Source organism: Actinomadura rugatobispora (assembly GCF_042656285.1).
GTDB classification, from domain to species: Bacteria; Actinomycetota; Actinomycetes; order Streptosporangiales; family Streptosporangiaceae; genus Spirillospora; species Spirillospora rugatobispora.
In genome coordinates this window covers 15,749-33,981 of sequence record NZ_JBHSON010000024.1, presented here as the reverse complement: position 1 = coordinate 33,981, position 18,233 = coordinate 15,749, and the positions used below count along the sequence as shown (strand labels likewise).

Here is an 18,233-nt window from a genome sequence, read left to right as displayed (position 1 = left end):
GTGCCGCCCGGCCCGTCAGTTCTTCTTCCCGTACGGCACGACGACGTCGTCGCTGCCGCCGACGACGTCATCGAGCTCTTCGTCGGCAAGCGCGGTGATGTCGACCGTCTCTTCCTTCTTCTCCTTCTTGCTCACGGCTGGTACCTCCTTCCGGCATTCCGTGGTGGTGGTGGTCACGGCCGGCCCGTTCGGACGGGCGATGTCCGGCACGGCTGCCGCCGCCAGGGACACGTGAGAGGCCGTGGCCTCATGCGCAGGCACTCACATGGGCAGGAACGTAAGCGACGAGCGGGCCGGAGAACACCTTCCGAATGGATGATGGCGAGAAGTAGCCAGGCGTCTTCCCCGGCCGCCCGCAGGCCGTTACTTTGACGACGCAGTAAGGCATCGGAAGGCTGGGACCGCGCATGCCCGACAAGCATTCAGTAACGCTGGCTCCGGTGACGGAGGGTGACTACGAACTCCTCTCGCAATGGACCTCATCGAATACCTGGGTGTACGCCTCAGGTATTCAGAGCCATACCGGCGCGGCCGAGTTGAAGGCATTCCTGGAGCGGGCCGACGACGAGTTCCTGATCGTGTGCACGCCCGACGGGCAGGCGCTCGGCATGGTCGGCTGGAAGCCGACCGACACGCCGGGGAACTATGTCGTCGGGGCGATGATCGGTGACGCCGAGATGTGGGGCGCCGGTTTCGGGCTGGAAGCGACGATCCTGCTCGTGGGAATGCTCTTCGACTCGAAGAACGCGCACCGGGTGGAATTCACCTGCGGCGTCTTCAACCGGCGGGCGGTCGAGAACTTCTGTTCGGGGATGATCACCGTCGAGGGTGTTCTCCGGGACTACTATTTCGTTGACGGCGCCTATCACGATGCCCTGATCGGCTCGATCCTCAGGGACGAGTACTACGCGCGGCGCCCGCCGGCGGAGATCGTCCCCGCCGAGGACAAGGACACGGCCCGGAGAATCGTCGCCGACTTTCTCGCGCAGAACCCCATAGTGCCGCGCGACAGCCCGCCGCCCGCGCTCGCCGCGGCGGAGGGGCGGCACGCATGACGACACCCGCCGCACGACCCGACGCACGACCCGACGCACGCGGTGGCCTGCTCAGGCAGCTCTTCCCCCAGGGCGAGATCTTCGCCGTGGCCGACGACGCCGAGCTGGGACGGGCCGCGACGGAGCACGGGCTGGCCTACGTCCCCCTGGACCGGGCCGGTGACCTGCCCGCGGGCGCGAGCGTCGTCCTCCTCCTCCAGCACCACATGATCAGCAAGCGGATCAGGCTCGCGTTCAAGCATCACAGCGTGCTGGTGGTGCCGATCGCCAGCTTCGACGGCTCGCCCGGCGCCGCCCGCTACACGCTGGAGATGACCTTGCGGACCGACTGGGTCCGGGCCGCGGACAGGGCGTCCTACTGGATCGGCAAGCTGCGGGAGGGAGCCTCGCGAGTGGTGTTCGGGCCGCCCGAGGCACCGGGGAGGGACGCCGGGGACACGGACACCATGCGGCTCGTGTGCTCGCTGGGCACCGCCCTGACCGTGGACGCGTGGCCCCGCGCGGTGATCGGGCCCGGTGACTGGGTGAGCGTGGGGAGCTGCTGCGAGCTGTCCATCACCAGGCGGCCCGGCCAGACCGGTGCGGACACGTTCAGCATGGACGGGACCGCGAACGCATCGGCCGTGCTGGCGGCACGCGATCCCCGGTGCACCGAAGCCGGGCGGGAGCGGTTCGAGACGGCCCGGAGGCTGCGCGCGGAGATGTCCGGGTTCGGCACCGTCCGGCTGGAGATGGAGGACAACGTGCTGACCCGGGCCACCGCGGGCGGCAGGGACTTCACCCGGGAACTGCTCGGCGCGACCAACCCCGACCACGGCCTCCAGGCCCTCGAACTCGGCATCGGAACCAACCTCGGGGTGCTGCCGGAGGTCGACTGGCCGGTGAACTCGCAGCTGAACGAGGGGGCCGGCGTCATGCACATCGGGTTCGGAGACGGGATCACCGGTGCCCACATGGACTTCGTCGTCCCCGAAAGCGAGCACCACTTCCGCTGAGAGTCCGGGCCGTGCCGCCGCACGGCCCGGGTCGTGTTCGGCCGGCATCCGAGAGGAGGTGTGACATGCGGGAGGTCAACGTTCAGCCCCAGTCCTGGAGCGTCGACGACGACAACTTCGTCGCCGACGAGGCGGAGGAGTTCGACGAGACCGAGGGCGCGTACTCGTTCAGCTACGCGCGCGTCTGACCGGTAGCGGCCCGGTGACGGGGAGCGGCGGGAACGGCCGCCGCTCCCCGTCACCGGGCTCTCCCGGAGGGAAGGAAGAACCATGGGCGACCACAGCCGCCACGTCATCATCTCCGCGGACTGCCACGGGGGCGCCGACCTCACGCAGTACCGGGACTACCTCGCCCCCGCCTTCGTCGACGACTTCGACCGCTGGGCGGCGGAGTTCACCGTCCCCTACGAGGACATGAAGGGCCCTGACGCCTCCCGCAACTGGGACTCTTCGCGCCGGGCGGCCGAGCTGGAGTCGGACGGGATCGTGGCCGAGGTCATCTACCCCAACACCGTGCCGCCGTTCTTCCCGACGTCGTCGCTGGCCAGCAGCCAGGACGGGGTGGCCGGCGCCGCCGACCTGGCACGCCGGTGGGCCGGGCTCAGGGCGCACAACCGGTGGCTGGCGGAGTTCTGCCAGGACCTTCCGGGCCGGCGGGCGGGCGTCTTCCAGATCATGCTGCACGATGTCGACGCGGCGATCGCCGAGGTCCGGTGGGCGCACGAGGCCGGCCTGACCGGCGGCGTGCTGCTGCCGGGCGCCCCTCCCGGCGCCGGCGTGCCCCCGTTGTACGACCGCTCGTACGACGGGCTGTGGAGCGTCTGCGAGGAACTCGGGGTCCCGGTGAACTGCCACGGCGGCGGGGCGGGCCCGAGGACCGGCGACACGCCCGTCGACGACATGTTCTTCCTGCTCGACCTGCGCTGGTGGGACATCAACCGGTTCAGGCACCTGGTCCTCGGCGGCGTCCTGGCCCGCCACCCCGGCCTGAAGGTCGTCTTCACCGAATCCGGCATCGGCTGGATTCCCCGGGAACTGCGCAAGCTGGACCGGCTGTTCGACTCCATGCGCTCCACGGGGACCGGCGGAGGCATCGCCTACGACGCCGCGAGCGCGATCGACGACCTGTCCCTGCGGCCCAGCGAGTACTGGCACCGGCAGTGCCACGCCGGCGCCACGTTCGTCCATCCGACCGAGATGGCGATCCGGGACGCGGTGGGCGTCGACAAGATCCTCTGGGGCGGCGACTACCCGCATCTGGAGTCCACCTACCCGTTCTCCAGCGAGGCCGTCCGCACCGCCTTCTCCGGCGTCCCGGTCGCGGACACCGAGCGGATGCTGGCCGGGAACGCGGCCGAGATGTACGGGTTCGACCTGGACCGCCTGCGCGGCGTCGCCGAGCGGGTCGGACCGACCCACGACGAGGTCGGCGCCGGGCTCGATCCGGCGACCCTGCCTCCGGAGGCGGCCGGCTGCCCCGCGTTCGCGGGGCTGGTCCCGGGGGCCGCGAAGGTCCGCATGGGAGACAACCGAGGGTCGGGCAAGTAGGCCCGGAGAGCACGAGGAGAGGAACGTGTTCGCAGAGTCCGGGGACGCGATCGCCGTCGTGGGCATGGCCGGCCGGTTCCCCGGCGCACGCGATCTGCCGAGGTTCTGGCGCAACCTGTGCGCCGGCACCGGGTCGCTCACCCGGCTGGACGACGATCGGCTCCACCGCGCCGGGGTGCCGCGGGAGGCGCTGGCGGACCCCGACTACGTCAAGGTCGCCTCGCTGCTCGGCGGCTTCCACCTGTTCGAGCCCGCCCTGTTCGGCATCACCCCGCGCGTGGCGGAGGCGATGGACCCCCAGTTGCGGGTCCTGCTGGAGATCTGCCACGACGCCCTGCAGGACGCCGGGTACGACCCGCAGCGCTTCGGCGGCCGCATCGGGATGTACGCCGGGGCCGGGAACAACGAGTACCTGGCGTGGAACCTGCGCGCCAACCCCCGGTTCATGGAGACGATCGGCGAGGCGCGCGCCCGGATCACCAACCACGCGGACTTCCTGTCCACCGCCGTCTCCTACTACCTGGGGCTGCGCGGCCCGTCCATCACCAGCCTCACCGCCTGCTCCACCTCCCTGGTGACCGTGCACATGGCGTGCGCGGCGCTGTTCAACGACGAGTGCGACATGGCGATCGCCGGCGGCGTGGAGATCCCGCTTCCGGCGTACCAGGGCTACCGGTACAGCGAGGGCGGGGGGATCCTGGCGGCCGACGGCGTCGTCAGGCCGTACGACGCCGGAGCCACCGGAACGGTGTTCGGGGCGGGCGCCGGTGTGGTGGTGCTCAAACGGCTGAGCGCGGCCGTCGCCGACCGGGACGCGATCCACGCGGTGATCATCGGCTCGGCGATCAACAACGACGGCGCCGCGAAGGCCGCCTACGAGGCACCGAGCGAGCGGGGCCAGGCGGAGGCGCTCGCGTCCGCCGTGCGGAGAGCCGGGATCGACCCGGTGTCGGTCGGGTACGTCGAGGGCCACGGCACGGGCACGCTGGTCGGCGACCCCGTCGAGGTGGCCGCGCTGAACCGGGTCTACGGCGCGGACCGGCGCGGCGCACGGGACGTCGCGCTGGGCTCGGTGAAGAGCAACGTCGGCCACCTCGGTGCCGCCGCCGGGATCTGCGGGCTCGTCAAGGCCGTCCACAGCGTGCGGGAGGGCGTCGTCCCGGCCAGCCTCAACTTCAGCGACCCGAACCCGCGCATCGACTTCGACGGCGGGCCCTTCTACGTCGCGGACCGGACGATGCCGTGGCCGCGGGACGCCGGCCCCCGCCGCGCGGCCGTGAACTCCTTCGGCGTCGGCGGCACCAACGCCCACGTGATCGTGGAGCAGCCCCCGGCGGTGGAGACCGGCGCGACGCCGGGGCCGTACCACCTCCTGACGTTCTCGGCCCGCACCCCGACCGCCCTGGCGGCCATGGAGAAGACCTTCCATGATCACCTGTGCGCGTCCCAGGGGAGCGGGGGGAGCGGGGACGGGGAACTCGCGGACATCGCCTTCACGCTGGCCGAGGGACGTCCTGAACGTTCCGTGCGCCGCACCCTGGTCGTGACCGACCGGGAGGACGCCGTGAGGCAGTTGGGCGCGGGACGGGCCACGCCGGCGCACCCGGTGCCGCGCGGGCGTCCGCCGAAGCCCGCCTTCCTGATGCCCGGACAGGGCTCCCAGTACGTGGGCATGGCGCGCGGGCTCTACGAGGGAGAGCCGGAGTTCGCCGCGATCCTGGACCACTGCTGTACCGTGCTCCAGCGGTCGCACGGCCTCGATCTCAAGGCCGTCCTGTTCCCCGCGACGGCCGCGGCTGCCGCTCGGGCCGAGACCGAGATCGTCCGGACCTCGGTCACCCAGCCCGCCCTGTTCGCCGTGGAGTACGCGCTGGCCGGCCTCCTGATCTCCTGGGGCGTGGAACCCGCCGCGATGGCGGGCCACAGCATCGGGGAGTACGTGGCCGCCACCCTGGCCGGGGTCATGGACGCCGAGGACGCGCTGCGGCTGGTCGCCGATCGCGGCCTGATGATCGAGTCGCTGCCGCCCGGCGCCATGACGGCCGTCCCGCTGCCCGAGGACGAGCTCCGGCCGCTTCTTCCGCCCGGCGTCGACCTCGCGGCCGTCAACGCGCCCGGTATGTGCGTGGCCTCCGGTCCGAGCGCCGCCGTCCGCCAACTGGAGGCGTCACTGTCCGCGCGGAAGGTGGGGACCAGCCGCCTGCGCACCTCGCACGCCTTCCACTCCCCGATGACGGAACCCATCCTGGGGGCGTTCACGGAGCGTGTCGCCAAGGTGCGGCTTCGGGAGCCCGGTATCCCGTTCGTGTCGAACGTGACGGGTGACTGGATCACCCCCGAGCAGGCCACCGACCCGGCGTACTGGGCGCGGCACATCCGCGCCTGCGTGCGCTTCGCGGACGCCGCCCGGCTGCTGCTCGCGGACGGCGGGTACCGCGCAGCCGAGGTCGGCCCCGGGCACGCGCTGTCCAACCTCGTCGCCGAGACCGCGACGGCCTTGGACGCGGACCGGTCGCGGCATGTCCCGGCGGTCCCCCTGCTCCGCACCGCCCGGGACGACCGCGACGACCTGCGGGTCCTGCTGGAGGGCGTGGGCCGGCTGTGGTCTCACGGCTGTCCGGTGGACTGGAACCGCTTCTGGGCGCGCGAGGAACGCGGCCGGGTGCACGTCCCCACCTATCCTTACGAGCGCGAATCGTTCTGGGTGCAGCCGGTGAGCGGCGAACCCGCCGCCGCGGAGCCGCCGGACGAGGGACCCCTCTACGCGCCGACCTGGACCGAGACGAGTCCGCCGCGGCCCCCCGCCGCTCCCGCCGACGACGACGGTGCGTGGGTGGTGTTCGCCCATCCCGACGAGGCCGTGACCAACGAGCTGATCCGGCTGACGCGGGCCGAGCGCGGGAACGTCGTCGTCGTCTCGCCCGGCGGCCGGTACGCCGAAACCGGGGACGGCCGCCGCACCGTCCGGCCGCGCGAGGCCGCCGACTACGGCAGGCTGGCCGCCGCCGTCCTCGGCACCGGGCCCGGACGGGTCCGCCTGGTGCACGCCTGGCTCCTCGGCGGCGTCCCGGCGCGCACGGAACGGGCCGCCGTGCGCAGCCACCTCGACCTCGGCCTGCACAGCCTCCTGCTGACTCTGCAGGAGTTCTCTCGCGGGGCCTCCGGGACCGCGCTGGAGCTGTACGTCCTGACCAGCGACATGCAGGACGTCCTGGGCGACGGCGACGTCCACCCGGCGAAGGCCGCCGTGCGCGGGCTCCTCAAGACCGTGCCCCGGGAGCTGCGTTCGGTCGCCGTCCGCGGAATCGATGTGGGAGCCGGTGAGGCGGGGAACATCGCCACGCAGGTGTTCCGGGAGCTGCGATCCGGGTCGGCCGAGCGGGAGGTGGCGCTGCGCGGGCGCAAGAGGTGGGTCGCGGGACATTCCGCGATCCGGCTCGACGAGGCCGCGGACGTCCCGTCCGTGCTCCGGGAGGAGGGCGTCTACGTCATCACCGGCGGCCTGGGCGGTCTCGGCCTGGAACTGGCCTGGGAACTGGCGAGGCTGGTGCGGGCGCGGGTCGTGCTGGTGGGCCGGTCCGGGCTGCCGCCCCGATCGGAGTGGGAGCCGCTCGCCGCCGGATCACCGGACGAGACCCTGCGGGAACGGCTCCGGCGGGTCCTCGCCGTGGAGGAGGCCGGGGGCCGGGTACTGGCATGCGCCGGGGACGTGGCCGACGAGGCCCGGATGCGGGAGATCCGCGCGGAGGTGATGCGCGCCCACGGCCGGGTCGACGGCGTGTTCCACCTGGCCGGTGTCGCGGGCGGCGGCCTCATCGAGGTACGCGCGCAGGAGGCCGTCGAGCGGGTCCTCGCGCCGAAGGTACTGGGCACCTATGTGCTGGACCGGGTGTTCCGGCCGCCCCTGCTGGTGCTGTACTCGTCCATCGCCGCGATCACGGGTGATTACGGCCAGTCGGACTACGCCGGGGCCAACGCCGTCCTGGACGCCTACGCCCAGGCCCGGTGGGGCGCGGGACGCCATGTCGTCTCCGTCAACTGGCCGCAGTGGACGGACGTGGGCATGGCCTCCCGCGCGGAGCACACCGTGCCGGCGGCGTACCGCGAGAGCGCCATCGGCCCGGCGGAGGCGGCCGGGGTGCTGCGCGCGATTCTCGCCTCCGGCGCCGGTCCGCAGGTCGTGGTGAGCCCGGGCGGGCTGCGCGAGCGCGAGCGACTCGCCGACAGGGTCGCCACCGACGCGAGCAGGACCGATGCCGAGGTTTCCGGGTCCGCTCCCGCCGCCCGGTACGTCGACTCTCCGTACGCGCCGCCGCGGACCGATGTCGAACGGGGGCTGGCGGCGCTGTGGGGGCGGGCCCTCGGCATCGAGGACGTCGGGCTGGACGACGACTTCCAGGAGCTGGGCATGAGCTCGATCACGGCGGTGCGGCTGGTGGGGCGGATACCGGAGGTGTTCGGGGTGGACGTCTCCGTGCGGGAGCTGTTCGACTGGCGGACGCTGAGGGTCGCCGCCGGGGCCGTGCAGGCGGCGCTGACCCGCCTGTGACCCGCCAGTGCCCTGCCGCGCGACCCGCATCGGGTTCGCGCGGCAGGGCACGCAGGGGGGCGCGCAGGAGGGGCGCGCGGCCGGGTCAGCTGCTCAGCAGCGCCCGTGCCCGCGCGGTCAGCTCCGGCCGGTCCGTCTTCCTGTTGGCGTTCAGCGGGAGGTCGTCCAGGTACTCGTAGTGGCGCGGGATCAGGTACCGCGGGAAGAAGGACCCGAGTTCCTTCATCAGCACCGGCACCGGCCGCTCGTCGCCCACCAGGAAGGCCACCAGCCGTCCGTCCACCGCCACCGCGGCGGCGTCCCGCACGCCGGGCAGCCGGCGCAGCCCCGATTCGACCTCGGCGAGCTCCACCCGGAAGCCGCCGATCTTGACCTGGTGGTCGGCCCGGCCGAGGTAGGCGAGTTCGCCGCCGTCGACGCGGCGGACCAGATCGCCCGTCCGGTACCAGCGGCGCCCTTCGTGATCCAGGAAGCGGCCCGCGTCGTCGGCCCGGTCGAGGTAGCCGGAGAACATCTGCTCGCCGGTGACGCACAGCTCGCCGGTGCCGTCCCCGTCCTGCTCCGCGCCGAGGAGCAGGTACGGCAGCCTCGGGTGGACGGCACCGATGGGGACGATGTCGTTGACCGCGAGTCTCGCCGACCGCTCGGGGTCGAACCGGTGGACGCTGCAGGAGATGGTCAGCTCGGTCGGCCCGTAAAGGTTCTCCAGGCGGGAGTTCGGGGCCGCCTCCTGCCACCGCGCGGCGTCCTGGACCAGCAGGGCCTCGCCGCAGAACAGGCTCCACCGCAGGCCCGGCATGGAGCCGCGTTCCAGCCCCCTTCCCCTGCGGACCAGGGAGATCATGTTCGGGGTGGAGAACCACACGGTGATGCCGTGCCTGGCCACGAAGTCGGGGAGCGACACGTACACGTGCGGAGGGACGCTGACGACGGTGCCCCCGGCCCCCCACCCGGCGAAGATGTCGAACATCGCCAGGTCGAAGGTCAGGTCGAAGGTCTGGGAGAAGACGTCGTCGCAGGTGAAGCCGTAGCGCGCCCTGATCTGGCGCAGGTAGGCGACCACGTTGGAGTGCCGGACGGGGACGCCCTTGGGACGTCCGCTGGAGCCGGAGGTGAAGAGGATGTAGGCGATGTCCCCGGGGAAGGACGGCAGCGGCTCGTCCAGTGCGGGCACGGTGGGCCGGTGCACCACCGGGACGCCGTCCAGCGCGTCGGCCAGTTCGGGCAGCAGGGACATGCCCTTGTCGTCGACGATGAGGCCGTCGAGCGACGCGGCGCCGATCATGTGGCGGAGGCGCTCGGGCGGGAAGGCGGGGTTGAGCGGGACGACCGCCGCGCCGGTGTAGAGGGCGGCGAGCAGACCGGCGTACGCGTCCTCACTGCGGGCGCCGAGCACGCCGACGCGCAGTGGCTCGCCCGCGGTGCCGGGTCCGTGGAAGAGGAGGCCGCCGGCGAGCCGCAGCGCGCGTTCGTGGAGGCGTCCGTAGCTGATGCTCTCGCCGCCGACGCGGAGCGCCTCGGCGCTCCCGTCGCGCTCGACGTTCCACAGGAACGCCTCGTGGAGCAGGCGCTGCTCGGGCCGGTCCGGTGCCATGCTCCGTCACTCTCCGATCGGTGCGCTGGACGTCCTCAGTTCGCGCGGCCGGACGGCCTCCAGAAGCAGCCGGCCCTGTCGCTCGTCCCCCACGGTGCGCAGCAGCACGTGTTCGCCCGGTTCGACCGCGCCGGACGACAGCGCCGCGTACAGGTCGAGCCACGCGTCGCAGGCGCCGGTGCCGGAGAAGACCCGTGCGTCCCGTGCCGCCGCCTCCGCCCCGGGGAGGTCCTCACCGGCGGCGACGACGCGGAGCGCTCCCGTGCGGGCCACCCTCACCGCGACCGCCGCGAAGGCCGGCTTCTCGGCCTCGACCGCCACGAAGGCGGGGTCGTCGACGATCACCACGGTGGCCCCCAGGTCCTCGGGGATCGCCCAGGTGAGCAGGCGGAACACCTGTGTTCCGCCGTGTTCCCGGAGGTGGGTGACCCCCACGTCGTCGCCCGTCCAGCCGACCGCGTGCACGGTGCCCGCCAGGGGCGAGGTCATCGGGTCGGCCACCGGGCCGGAGCGCACCACGAAGAGGGGCTGGTCGTCGTCCGGGCGCCCGAGCGCGTCCAGCGCCCGCCGGGTGGTGCCGTAGTCCGCGGCGTCGGCGGGGTCGCCGGGCACGGGCTCCCGCACGTGCACGCGTTCCGCCGGGACGCCGCGGTCGCGCGCGATCATGTTCGCCATCAGGCGGCGCATGCTCCGCGGAGGCAGTTCGGCGGACGGCCGGAGCCGCGGCCGCGAGCGGACCGAGGTCGCGAGTGCGTCGATGTACAGATCGGCCATGGCTACCCGCCCAGGACCTCGACGACCACGACCTGGAAGTACGCGCCGTGCCCGAGCGCGACCAGCGCGCACCGGTCGCCGGGCCGGAGCCGCCCGGTCGCGTCGGCGTGCTGGAGGGCCGACAGCGCGTCGATGCCGTAGTTGTGGCCGCGCAGGGGAAGCAGGTCGAGCGGGACGCGGCCGCGTTCGACGCCCGTCTCGCGGCAGAAATTGCGCCAGAACACGGCGTTGGTCAGGTCGGGCATGATCCAGTCGAGGTCCGTGATGCCGAAGCCCGCACGTCCGGTGGCCTCACGCAGGACCGTGGTCACGTGCTCCATGCACGCCTTCGCGTAGAGCGCCTGCTCCCGCTGCGTCATGCGGAGGGCCCGGTGGAACCGCTGGTCGCGCAGCGCGGCACCGGACAGGTAGCGGTAGCGGGGTGTTCCATCGCCGTGCTCGTCGTGCTCGCCGTGCTCGCCGGGCTCGCCGTGCTCGTCGGGCCGGCCGTGCGGCGCGTGCACGACGACGGCGGCGGCCGCGTCTCCGCCCACGGTCACATTCGGGATGATCCTCGCCGAATCGTCGTAGCTGCCCTGGTCACCGCCGAGCACCAGGACCCGGTCCCCGGGCCGTGCCCCGGGGCGGGCGTGGTAGCGGCGAGCGACCTCCACGGCCCGCAGCACGCTGACGCAGTGCACCTGCGAGATCCCGTAGAACTCCGCTCCGGGGACGCCGAGCGCGGCGCACAGCCGCCGCGCGAAACCCGGCCGGTCCGCGAACCCCTGCACGACATGCGAGTGCCCGTACAGGACGACGTCGGCGCCGCGCCCCCCGAGAGCCTCCCGGCCCGCCCCCACCAGCAGGTCCTCCATGCGCTCGCCGGAGGCGAGGGTGGGGCTGTCGCGCAGTCCGTGGAACCTCCTGAACATCCGCCGCTCGAAGGGGCCATGGCCGGCCCGCTCCAGGACGCGGTCGACGGACTCGACGCCCCTGGGCAGCCGTACGGACACCCGGGACAGCACCGGGGACCCGCGCCCGGTCTCCACCGGCGCGCCCGCGGTCATACCGCCGCCTCGGCGGCGAGGAGCCCGGTGACGTAGTCGGCCAGGCTGCCCGCCGTGCGGAAGACGTCCATCTCCAGGTCCTCGGGGTCGACCTCGAACCCGAAGCCGTCCTCGAGGACCAGCAGCAGTTCGAGGGTGCCCGCCGAATCCAGCCCCAGCTCCTCGAAGAGCAGGGTGGTCTCGCGCAGTTGGGTGACCTCACGGTCCATGGCCGCGGTGAGCGCCCGCCGTATGTGCTCGATGATCCCCTTACGGTCCACCGATCCTCCTCTCGATCCGGCGCCGCGTCCCACGACGTCCCTCAGGCCCGGTCCGTCGCCGAGTCCCATACCTGGTGGGCGGACAGGTCGCCCGCCATGACCAGGCTCCGCCACATGGCGCGGCGCCTGAGCTTGCCGCTGGTGGTGCGCAACAGGGTGCCGCGCGGCACCTGCAGGACCGTCACCCGCAGTCCGGGCAGCTTGGCGGCCACGGCCCGCCCGACGGCGGCCGCCTCCTCCGCCGCGCAGTTCCGGACGGTGATGACCGCCGTGTCCCGCCCCCGCACGGTGCCGAGGAGGACGACGGTCCGCCGCGGCCTGGACGCCGCGGCCTCGGCGATGATCTGCACGTCCTCGGCGAACAGCCAGCGGCCCGCCACCTTGATGCCGTCCCCGGCCCGCCCGACGACGTACAGCTCGCCGTCGAGGGCGAACCCCATGTCCCCGGTGCGGTGACGGTCGCCGAGCGGAGTGAACTCCTTGCCCGCGTATCCCGCCGCCAGGCTCTCCCCGCCCACCGCGATCTCCCCGAACGCGCCCTCCGGCAGCGGCGCGCCGTCGGCGTCCAGGATCTCGACCTCCACGCCCCGGAGCGGGCGGCCGCACGAGATGAGCCGGGTGGCCAGGCGCGCGCCGCGGTCGGCGAAGGACACCGGCTTGCCCGGCTCCAGCGACTCGGTGTCCACCAGCCGGGTCCCGATGGCCGCGGGGTCCGGTCGTACACCGGTCACGGCCAGCGTCGCCTCGGCCATGCCGTAGGCCGGGAGCAGGGAGTCGTGGCGCAGGCCGAAGGGGCTCAGCAGCCGGTGGAACGCGTCCAGGGCGTCCGGAGCGACGCGCTCGGCACCGATGATGAGGCTTTCCAAGCTGCCGAGGCCGACCCCCTCCAGGTGGGCCGGGCGCAGTTTCCGCAGCACATGGCCCAGGGCGAACGAGGGTATGGCGGACGCGGTGCCGCCCGATCGGGAGATCTCGGCGAACCAGCGGGCCGGGGCCCCGATGAACTCCTGCGGCGGCATGTAGGACGCCCCGGCGCCCCGCGCCAGCGGCATCAGCAGGCAGCCCACCAGCCCCATGTCGTGGTGGAACGGCACCCACGACACGACCCGGGAGTCACCGGTGATCGACAGCCAGTCGTGCAGGGCGCGCACCTGGGCGTTCAGTGCCCGCCACTCGATCTGGACGCCCCGCGGCACGCCCGTGGACCCCGAGCTGAACTGGACCAGACCCACCTCGGGCGGCTCCGGCGCGCCGTCGGCCATGGGGTCGTCCTCGGCCGCCTCCGTCAGGACGCGGCACCCGAGCGGGCCGGAGCCGTCGAGGAACGGTGCCTGTTCCCGCGTGAGAAGGAGGGCGGCGGGGCCGACCGTGCCGATGACGTCCCGGAGGCGGGCGTCCAGTTCCGCGGGACCCGCCGGAGCGACGATGGAGGGGGTGGCCCCGGCGTGCATGACGCCGTAGAGGGACATGACGAAGCCGGGCGTGTTCCCGCCGACGAGGAGCACGATGTCGCCGGAGCCGATGCCCGCCGCGCGCAGCCGGTGAGCGTTGCGGCGCACGCCCGCCGCCAGCGCCGCGTAGGAGCGGCCGGTCCAGGTGCCGTGGCCGTCGGAGAAGCGGATGGCCTGCTCCAGGCCGGGATGCTCCACCCAGGACAGGAGGTGCTCGAAACGCGGGTCGGCGGTCGTGCCCGTGGCGGCCGGGCCGGTCGTTGCGGCGGTCAAGCCATCACCTCCGAGAGACGGTGCGCAGCAGTTGGAGTTGCTCCAGGTGCGCGCGGACTCCTGGGGTCAGCAGCCCCACTCCGGCCAGCGAGGTGACGATCTTCGTGAACATCAGCCGGCGGAAGTCGATCATCTTCTGGTCCCGGAGCGCGTAGTCGGTGCCCGCCCGGACGTCCACGTCCAGGCGCTCCCAGATCTCCTCCAGGCGGAACCTGCGGGACATCAGCAGCGCCGCCTCCTTGACGAACTCCTCGCGCTCGGCCCTCTCCCCCGAGGTCAGCTCGCCGTAGACGTTCCGCAGGGCGACCAGGCCGAAGGCCACGTGCCGGGCCTCGTCCTTGGCGACGAGCCGGGTGATCTGGGCGATGACGGGGTCGAAGGAGCGGGTGTGCTCCAGCCGGAACGCGGCGAGCGCCAGCCCCTCGACGATGATCTGCATGCCGAGGAAGACGATGTCCCAGCGGCTCTCGGACACCACCGTGTCCAGCATCCGCCTGAGCGACGGGTTGATCGGATAGCCGTTGCCGAGCAGGTCGACGTAGCGGGCGTACGCCTCGACGTGCCGTGCCTCGTCGGCCGCCTGGGCGGCCGCGTAGAACTTGGCGTCCAGGTCGGGGGCCAGCGCCACCAGCCGCCCGGTGGCCAGGAGGGCGCCCTGCTCCCCGTGGAGGAACTGGCTCGTCATCCACGAATGGAACTCCCACTGGAATCCGGCCCAGCGCTCGGGCGGGACGGGGGACGCGTCGCGTCCCATCGGGAGATCGGGACCGAGGAGCCCGGCCTGGGCGGGGGTGCCCACGCCCGCGGCCCAGTCGATGTCCGTCGTGGCGTTCCACTGCGCCGCCTTGCCGCGCTCGTACAGGGCGCGCAGCCGCTCGTCCGTCCGCGCGTAGTCCCAGACGAACCGGGCCTCGGCGTCGCCCGTGCGCTCCGAGCCGTCGGCCACCGTCATTCCCTACCCCTCGGGCTTTTCTCTCCGGTCTCTCCGGGTGTCCTCGGTCAATTCGGCCGCGCGGACGTGGAGGCGACCGAGGGAACCGTGGCGCGTCCCTGAGCGATCACGTCGAGGGTGAAGTTCTCCAGATCCTCGACGGTTTCCAGCGGCGGAGAATCCTCGACGACGAACGGCTCGAAACCGAAGAGCTCCTCGAGTGCGAAGGTGAGTTCCACCTCGCGCACGGAGTCGAACCCCAGTTCGTCCCGCAGGATGTGGCCGGGCCGCACCGCCGGTGATTCCGGCGGGGCGATCTCGGCGACCAGCTTCCTGACGAGCCCGCGCACCAGGCGATCCTCATCGTTCGAGTCATTGTCCGAGAGGGCCTCGTCCCGGTCCTGGGATCCGCTGGACATTCTCAAGGACTCTTCTCCCGCTCCGCTTTGCGTTCGCTCGCCGCGTTCCCGGCTCGCGGCAGAAGTATCGAGCGGCCTCGGGAGGACAGGGAAGTGAGTTGGCGACAATTCGCCACGGCGCCTTCTGCGGCCGGTGCGGGAAATACCCTGGCGGTTCCGGTCTCGCGTGACCCGGAGGGGAGCCTGAGCACCTTGTTTCGCCTGCAAAGCACGGAGTCCCGCCGCCTGCTCTCGATGGCCCGCAGCACGCCCGGCCGCCCCCTGCTCAGCGTCGAGGAGCCGTCCGGGGAATGGGCCCACCACACCGCCGGGGACCTGGCCGGACGGGTCGCGGCGACGGCCCGGTTCCTCCTGGACGGCGGGTGGGAACCCGGCCGCCACATCGTCGTCGCGCTGCCGAACGGCGAGGGACTGGTCCGGGCCGTCCTGGCGTCCTGGACGCTGGGCTCCAGCCCGCTGATCCTGCCGCCCGAGGCGACGGACCTGGAGCGCGAGACGCTCGGCGCGGACCTGGGCACGGCCTTCACGGACGCGTTGCCGCTCGGCGAACGGGAGCTGGCGACGGCGCTGCGACTCGCGCCGCCCCAGGAAGTCTCGCCGGCGCCGGAGCCGGAGGTGACCTGGCACCTGCCGACCGGCGGCACCACCGGCCTCCCACGGCTGTATCCCGTCGTGCCCGGGCCCGGCAGGACGCTCAGCGGTGTCCGGGAGATCATGCGGGCCGCCGCCTGGCGACGCGACGCCGTCCAGCTCTCCGTCGGGCCCCTGTCGCACGCGGCGCCCCTCCTGACCTGCGTCGCCGGTATCACCGGTGGAGCCCATGTGATCCTCCCGCGCAGGCTCCACCCCGCCTCGGTGATGTCCGCGGTCGAACGGTTCCGCCCCACCTGGTGCCAGCTGACGCCGCACCAGATGGCACTGCTCGACGCGAACGCATCGCTCTGGGACGCCCTGTGCTCCTCGCTCACCGGGGTGCTGCACACGTCCGCGCCATGCCCGGAGGACGTCAAGCGCCGCTGGATCTCCCGGCTGGGCGGCGACCGGGTGTTCGAGACCTACAGCTCCACCCAGGTGACCGGTTCCACGTTCTGCGACGGCGACGAATGGCTGGCCCGCCCGGGAACCGCGGGCAGGCCCTTCCGGGACAACGAGGTACTGATAGCGGACCCGAAAGGCGAACCGCTGCCCCCCGGCGAGACCGGCGAGGTTTTCATGCGCAGCCCCTGGACCCGGACATTCGGCGGAAAGGGCTTCGGGTCACTGCGCGGCCGCGGCGACGGATTCTTCTCCATCGGCGACACCGGCCGCGTCGACACCGACGGCTACCTGTATCTCACCGGCCGCCTCGACGACATCGTCATCGTGGGCGGCGCCAACGTGAACACCCGCGAAGTGGAGCGGGTGCTCCTGACCCATCCGGGCATCGCGGACGCGGTGGTGGTGCGGCGCCACGACGGGCTCATGGGAGACGCCCTCCACACGCTGATCGTTCCCGCCGACCCGGCGGACCCCCCGGGCATCGCCGCCGTGCACGAGCATTGCCGGGGGCTGATATCGCCGCACAAAATCCCGATGACGGCCGAAATCGTCGACGCACTACCGCGTTCGCACGCCGGCAAGGTGGAGCGCTTCCTGCGTTCCGATGCCGCGTCCGCGCCCTAAGGAAGAGATGCCGATGTCGCCCCGTTCCGCTGACAATCCCCTCTCCGCTCTTCTCGACCTCGCCTATGAAGTGCTGGGCATCAACTGCGATCCCGAAGAGAACTTCTTCGACCATGGCGACTCCATGGCGGCCGCCCGGCTGTGCACCCTGGCCGCCCGCCGGCACGGCTGGACGATCACACCCCGCGACGTCTTCGCCTGGACGTCCTTCACCCTCCTCGCCGGGGTGATCGAGCGCGAAGAGGCGGAGTCCCGGGCCACGGCCGCCGGCTCCCGGCAGGAGACCGTCTGACGGGCGGAACGTTCCGGGGCGCGCCCGGTGTCCCGGAGCGCGCCCCCGTTCGGGAGGGACCGTTCAGGCGGACCGGCCGATCTCCGGCACGTCGGGCCCGTCCAGCCAGTGGCGGCCCGGTGCGCCGGGCAGGCTCGGGCGGGACGATCCGCTCTGGCCGAGCTCCGAGGGGAGCGGGCCGACGCGCCGGGCGACCGAGATCATCTCCTGGCGGTCGAAGCCGAACATCTCCACCGCCGCCTCGCCCAGCATCACCCGCGTCTCGTCCTCGGGCACATCGGCGAACAGGTGCGTGAGCCACTCCCGGGTGTGCGGCCAGGAGCCCTCCGGGTGCGGGAAGTCGTTGCCCCACAGGATGTTGCCCACGCCGATCTGGTGACGATCGGCCAGTTCCCTGCGCTTGGCCGTGGAACCTCCGACGAAGCAGTTGGCGTCGAAGTACTCGCTCGGACGCCGCTTCATGTGCCCGCCGAAGCCCGCCAGTTTCTTCGTGCCGTGCTCACGGTCGAACGCCACGTCCATCTGGCAGAGCATGTCCGCCACCCACCACAGGCCGCACTCCTGCACGCCGAACCTCAACCCCGGGAACCGCTCGAAGACGCCGGTCCAGATGAGGAACCACATGGGGCGCGCCGACCACCAGTAGACCTCGGTCGCGTACAGGCCCAGGTGCGGGCCCAGATCCTCGCCGGGGGCCGCGCCGGCATGCGTCTGGACGGGCAGCCCCAGCTCCTCGCAGACGGCCCATACCCGGTCGTACTCCTCATCGTGGTACGGACGGTTCCCGTGGCCCCACAGGGAGGGGATCATGATGCCGCCGCGCAGGCCGTCGGAGTGGGCGCGGCGGATCTCGGTCACCGCCCCCTCGACGTTCCCGACGATGGGGGCGACGATCACGCCGCGCCGGCGTGCCGGGCTCTGCCGGCAGAGGTCGGCCAGCCACCTGTTGTGCGCACGGGCACCGGCGAGTGCGAGCTCGGGATCGTAACCGGCACCGGACATGCCGATGCCCGCCCCGAAGGGCACCGCCGTGGTGGCGGCCACGGCGTCGGCGTCCGGGAAGATCACCTCACCCGCGACGCCGTCCCGGTCCAGTTCCCGGTCCCGGCGCTCGGCGTCCCAGCCGCCCCGCAGGCCCTCGTCGTTCTCCTCGTACCACTCGCGCACGAACTCGTCGTTCTGCGTCTTCTTGCGCATACCGGCGGTCGACTGCTGCCACTGCAGGTACAGATCCAGTTGCGGGTGGTACCTGCTTTCCAGGAATTCCCGGTACTGATCGGTCCGCAGCCCGGCATGGGTGTCGGAAGAAATGATCAGGAACGGGGTGCTTCCGGCGGCGTCGCCGGTGGATTTCTGCATGGTCTCTCCTCCTGTCCGAGCTCGC

General features: G+C 72.4%; 15 protein-coding genes. 7 read left to right on the top strand and 8 right to left on the bottom strand.

Features of this window, described 5'->3' with window-relative positions:
- Positions 1 to 407 precede the first annotated feature (407 nt).
- From ACFPZN_RS18830 to ACFPZN_RS18810, 5 genes are all read left to right on the top strand, one after another.
- Positions 408 to 1,055 (top strand): GNAT family N-acetyltransferase, encoded by a 648-nt coding sequence (locus tag ACFPZN_RS18830; RefSeq protein ID WP_378283305.1) that lies wholly within the window; start codon positions 408 to 410, stop codon positions 1,053 to 1,055.
- Positions 1,052 to 2,050, top strand: coding sequence for a hypothetical protein (locus tag ACFPZN_RS18825; protein ID WP_378283304.1), 999 nt, complete (start codon positions 1,052 to 1,054; stop codon positions 2,048 to 2,050). The genes ACFPZN_RS18830 and ACFPZN_RS18825 overlap by 4 nt, the downstream gene beginning before the upstream one ends.
- Before the next feature lie 65 nt (positions 2,051 to 2,115).
- Entirely contained in the window at positions 2,116 to 2,238 is a 123-nt protein-coding gene (locus tag ACFPZN_RS18820; protein ID WP_378283303.1) for a hypothetical protein, read from the top strand.
- An 82-nt stretch (positions 2,239 to 2,320) separates the two neighbouring features.
- Positions 2,321 to 3,598 (top strand): amidohydrolase family protein, encoded by a 1,278-nt coding sequence (locus ACFPZN_RS18815; RefSeq protein WP_378283302.1) that lies wholly within the window; start codon positions 2,321 to 2,323, stop codon positions 3,596 to 3,598.
- A gap of 25 nt (positions 3,599 to 3,623) precedes the next feature.
- Positions 3,624 to 8,147: a type I polyketide synthase gene (locus ACFPZN_RS18810; RefSeq protein ID WP_378283301.1), complete on the top strand. Its 4,524-nt coding sequence runs from the start codon at positions 3,624 to 3,626 to the stop codon at positions 8,145 to 8,147.
- Positions 8,148 to 8,232: 85 nt separating this feature from the next.
- Here the strand turns inward: ACFPZN_RS18810 and ACFPZN_RS18805 are convergent, their stop codons facing one another.
- Genes ACFPZN_RS18805 through ACFPZN_RS18775 form a run of 7 tightly spaced genes read right to left on the bottom strand, consistent with a single transcriptional unit; the run spans position 8,233 to position 14,826 of the window.
- Positions 8,233 to 9,741: an amino acid adenylation domain-containing protein gene (locus ACFPZN_RS18805; protein ID WP_378283300.1), complete on the bottom strand. Its 1,509-nt coding sequence runs from the start codon at positions 9,739 to 9,741 to the stop codon at positions 8,233 to 8,235.
- Between the two features lie 6 nt (positions 9,742 to 9,747).
- Entirely contained in the window at positions 9,748 to 10,515 is a 768-nt protein-coding gene (locus tag ACFPZN_RS18800; protein WP_378283299.1) for a hypothetical protein, read from the bottom strand.
- A 2-nt stretch (positions 10,516 to 10,517) separates the two neighbouring features.
- Entirely contained in the window at positions 10,518 to 11,561 is a 1,044-nt protein-coding gene (locus ACFPZN_RS18795) for a 3-oxoacyl-[acyl-carrier-protein] synthase III C-terminal domain-containing protein (protein ID WP_378283298.1), read from the bottom strand.
- Positions 11,558 to 11,821: an acyl carrier protein gene (locus ACFPZN_RS18790; RefSeq protein WP_378283297.1), complete on the bottom strand. Its 264-nt coding sequence runs from the start codon at positions 11,819 to 11,821 to the stop codon at positions 11,558 to 11,560. Before ACFPZN_RS18790 ends, ACFPZN_RS18795 begins: the two co-directional genes overlap by 4 nt.
- Positions 11,822 to 11,862: 41 nt before the next feature.
- A complete protein-coding gene (locus ACFPZN_RS18785) occupies positions 11,863 to 13,545 on the bottom strand; it encodes an AMP-binding protein (protein WP_378283296.1) in 1,683 nt (560 codons plus the stop codon).
- Positions 13,546 to 13,549: 4 nt separating this feature from the next.
- The gene (locus tag ACFPZN_RS18780) at positions 13,550 to 14,497 is read right to left on the bottom strand and encodes a ferritin-like domain-containing protein (protein ID WP_378283295.1); all 948 of its coding nucleotides are present in this window, start codon (positions 14,495 to 14,497) and stop codon (positions 13,550 to 13,552) included.
- Between the two features lie 47 nt (positions 14,498 to 14,544).
- Positions 14,545 to 14,826: an acyl carrier protein gene (locus ACFPZN_RS18775; protein WP_378283294.1), complete on the bottom strand. Its 282-nt coding sequence runs from the start codon at positions 14,824 to 14,826 to the stop codon at positions 14,545 to 14,547.
- Positions 14,827 to 15,087: 261 nt separating this feature from the next.
- Here ACFPZN_RS18775 and ACFPZN_RS18770 point away from each other — a divergent pair, with 261 nt between their 5' ends.
- Positions 15,088 to 16,557, top strand: a complete 1,470-nt coding sequence (locus tag ACFPZN_RS18770; protein WP_378283293.1) for a class I adenylate-forming enzyme family protein — start codon at positions 15,088 to 15,090, stop codon at positions 16,555 to 16,557.
- Positions 16,558 to 16,570: 13 nt separating this feature from the next.
- On the top strand, positions 16,571 to 16,849 hold the full coding sequence (locus ACFPZN_RS18765; protein WP_378283292.1) for a phosphopantetheine-binding protein: 279 nt from the start codon (positions 16,571 to 16,573) through the stop codon (positions 16,847 to 16,849).
- 63 nt (positions 16,850 to 16,912) lie between these two features.
- On the opposite strand, the gene ACFPZN_RS18760 is transcribed toward ACFPZN_RS18765, so the two are convergent.
- Complete coding sequence (locus ACFPZN_RS18760) at positions 16,913 to 18,208, bottom strand: amidohydrolase family protein (protein WP_378283291.1); 1,296 nt, start codon at positions 18,206 to 18,208, stop codon at positions 16,913 to 16,915.
- Between the last annotated feature and the right edge of the window lie 25 nt (positions 18,209 to 18,233).

Excerpts from the sequence above, each read along its gene's own strand:
- ACFPZN_RS18830 (WP_378283305.1), top strand. The coding sequence starts at position 408 with ATGCCCGACAAGCATTCAGTAACGCTGGCTCCGGTGACGGAGGGTGAC.
- ACFPZN_RS18825 (WP_378283304.1), top strand. The coding sequence starts at position 1,052 with ATGACGACACCCGCCGCACGACCCGACGCACGACCCGACGCACGCGGT.
- ACFPZN_RS18820 (WP_378283303.1), top strand. The coding sequence starts at position 2,116 with ATGCGGGAGGTCAACGTTCAGCCCCAGTCCTGGAGCGTCGACGACGAC.
- ACFPZN_RS18815 (WP_378283302.1), top strand. The coding sequence starts at position 2,321 with ATGGGCGACCACAGCCGCCACGTCATCATCTCCGCGGACTGCCACGGG.
- ACFPZN_RS18805 (WP_378283300.1), bottom strand. The coding sequence starts at position 9,741 with ATGGCACCGGACCGGCCCGAGCAGCGCCTGCTCCACGAGGCGTTCCTG.
- ACFPZN_RS18800 (WP_378283299.1), bottom strand. The coding sequence starts at position 10,515 with ATGGCCGATCTGTACATCGACGCACTCGCGACCTCGGTCCGCTCGCGG.
- ACFPZN_RS18795 (WP_378283298.1), bottom strand. The coding sequence starts at position 11,561 with ATGACCGCGGGCGCGCCGGTGGAGACCGGGCGCGGGTCCCCGGTGCTG.
- ACFPZN_RS18780 (WP_378283295.1), bottom strand. The coding sequence starts at position 14,497 with ATGACGGTGGCCGACGGCTCGGAGCGCACGGGCGACGCCGAGGCCCGG.
- ACFPZN_RS18765 (WP_378283292.1), top strand. The coding sequence starts at position 16,571 with ATGTCGCCCCGTTCCGCTGACAATCCCCTCTCCGCTCTTCTCGACCTC.
- ACFPZN_RS18760 (WP_378283291.1), bottom strand. The coding sequence starts at position 18,208 with ATGCAGAAATCCACCGGCGACGCCGCCGGAAGCACCCCGTTCCTGATC.